Source organism: Yaniella sp., from assembly GCF_030453185.1.
Taxonomy (GTDB): Bacteria; Actinomycetota; Actinomycetes; order Actinomycetales; family Micrococcaceae; genus Yaniella.
In genome coordinates this window covers 1-2403 of record NZ_JAKDKW010000150.1, presented here as the reverse complement: position 1 = coordinate 2403, position 2403 = coordinate 1, and the positions used below count along the sequence as shown (strand labels likewise).

Sequence of the window (2403 nt, the reverse complement as noted above, 5' to 3'; positions counted from 1 at the left end):
CGACTCGGCCCATGGATCCGACCAGCCCGTGACGTTTTAGGGCACGCACAAATTTCCTGGAGCGGAACTGAGATCCGCGGTCGGAATGCACCACACAACCTGCCACGTTGCCACGCAGAGCTACCGCATTATTGAGCGCGTTCACCGCGAGCCGTGAGGTCATCCGTGAATCGATGGAGTATCCCACGATTTTGCCAGCAAAGACGTCTTTAATCGCACACAAATACAGTTTGCCTTGGCCGGCTTGGATTCTAACCATCGTCGCAACACCGGTTACGTTAACTCCCTTCTATTAAAGCATGAAGTCGTTCAGCAGGGGTATCCCAATCAAGGCTTTTCCGTGGTCGTGCGTTGAGCTCTGCAGCAACACGTTGAAGGTCCTCGGGGCTGTGCTGGGAAAGGTCGGTGCCCTTGGGAAAATATTGCCGCAATAACCCGTTGGTGTTCTCGTTGCTACCGCGCTGCCAGGGACTTCCGGGTTCACAGAAGTACACATCCATCTTCGTGGCAACACGAAATGCGGCATGCTCAGACATCTCGGCGCCTTGGTCCCATGTTAAGGAACGTCGCAAGACCAAGGGCAGTTCGTTCACGGTATCGATCAGTCCATCGCGCACTGTTTCAGCCGTGTGGTCATGTTGCAGATGGATCAGTGAAACAGCTCGACTGGAACGCTCAACCATCGTCCCGATTGCTGACCGGTTCATCTTTCCGATGATCAAGTCCCCTTCCCAGTGTCCTGGAATTGTTCGGTCTTCAGCCTCTACAGGCCGTTGGGTGATAGGAACCAGAGGTTCCGTAAATCGGCTGGTCCTGTGAGCTGAATCGCGCCGGGGTTTTCTTGTTGTTCGTCCCTGACGCATCGCGGTCTTGAGCTCTCGTGGCAAGGCCACACTGCCCGGTGCATAGATTGCCTGGTAGATCGTTTCGGTGCTGGCCCGCATGCTGTGATCATGAGGAAAATCTTTGATGAGTCGATGACTGATCTGCTCCGGAGACCACCGTGTTCCAAGTTTCTCAGCCACGTAGTTTCGCAAACCACCTTCGGAGGCAAGTTTGCGTTGCCGCAATCTGGGACGCCGTGCCGCAGCGAGTCGATGTGCGGCATAGGGCAGATACCCCACCGACGTGGCAGTGTTGCGCGCCAACTCGCGGCTGATGGTCGAGGCGCTTCGCCCCAGGGCTCGCCCGATCGCTCTGATAGATTCGCCCTGGCTTTGGAGATCATGGATCTGTTCACGCTCGATCAAGCTCAAAAAGCGGGCATCGATGACCGTTTCAAGGCGGGTGAGATCGACTGAGGCGCCTCGGGTATAAGTGGTCCGTGGATTCTTCACATTCTTGAGTATCGCAGCTTTGTTGTACCGCACGATCCGACCGTCAGGATAGACTCGTCCTCCAGTAATCTGGGTGATCCCTTTGTCCCAGTCTTGCGCTGACCGTTTGTCGACCCCCACCCGTTTGGCGGCTTCTGCACGGCTCATGCCCCCAGCTCGCAGATCCCGGAACTGAGCACGTTGAGCACGAGTGTCTTTGCCCGTAAAAATCCCCGCTTCATGGGCCCACTTGTAACATGTCACCCGGACGAACCCAAGCTCCTTGGCGACCTGTGACACGTTGCCGACAGTCTCTAACCGCCGGAAGAACTCTGCTTTGTCTTCTTCAGAATACGACCGGTTCTTCCCACGCGGAGTGGACACCTGCGCCTCCCGACGCCAGCGATAACATGAGTCAACACTAAGACCAAGCTCAGCTGCCACCGCACGGATGGTCCCTCCACGATCAAGCCGTCGGAAGAACGCTTCACGCTCTTTGGCCATGTATTGCGCATTAGCTATTCCTCTTGGCCGTTCAACCATCACACACCCTTATCTAGAGGGTGTTGCAACGACCGTTAGAATCCAAGCGGTGCGGTGCTCTGTGATGTCCGTTAACCACAACTGATTGGGCCGGTCAGCGGTGAAGTCGCGCAGCACCAGATCGTCATGGACCGCAGGTCCAGGCCGCATACCGTTGCCGCGGGCTTTCCGCCGGCCAAAAACACTGAACCATTGGTTGTCGTGGCAGATGCGCCAGGCGGTTCGATCAGCCATCTGTTGCCCGCAGGCTTTGGCCTCATCCGCCAGTAGACGGTGCCCGAACTCTGGGTCATCCCGGTGCGCGTCAAAGAGCGCATTGGCACGATACGCCGCCACCAGATCCGCTTGGGGCACAGGTTGATGCAACCAACGGTAGTACGGTTGACGAGCAAGCTTTAACACCCGGCACGATACCACCACGGGAATCCCCTCGGTGGCCAGCTGTCTCACGAGCGGGTAGAGCCTTTTCCCGGCAGATTCGCCTGCGATAAATAGGCCGCAGCACGGCGTAAGACCTCGTTTTCCTGTTCCAGCAGCCGGGTGC

2 protein-coding genes and 2 pseudogenes are annotated in these 2403 nt (G+C 57.1%); all 4 read right to left on the bottom strand.

Going from position 1 to position 2403, the window contains the following annotated elements; all coding sequences use genetic code 11:
* Positions 1 to 238: pseudogene (locus L0H14_RS12410) on the bottom strand (transposase); the annotation flags it as partial.
* A 40-nt stretch (positions 239 to 278) separates the two neighbouring features.
* A complete protein-coding gene (locus tag L0H14_RS12405; RefSeq protein ID WP_301421991.1) occupies positions 279 to 1484 on the bottom strand; it encodes an IS30 family transposase in 1206 nt (401 codons plus the stop codon).
* A 234-nt stretch (positions 1485 to 1718) separates the two neighbouring features.
* A pseudogene (locus L0H14_RS12550) lies at positions 1719 to 1820 on the bottom strand (hypothetical protein); the annotation flags it as partial.
* Positions 1821 to 1868: 48 nt separating this feature from the next.
* Positions 1869 to 2309 (bottom strand): hypothetical protein, encoded by a 441-nt coding sequence (locus tag L0H14_RS12400; protein WP_301421990.1) that lies wholly within the window; start codon positions 2307 to 2309, stop codon positions 1869 to 1871.
* Positions 2310 to 2403: the final 94 nt, after the last annotated feature.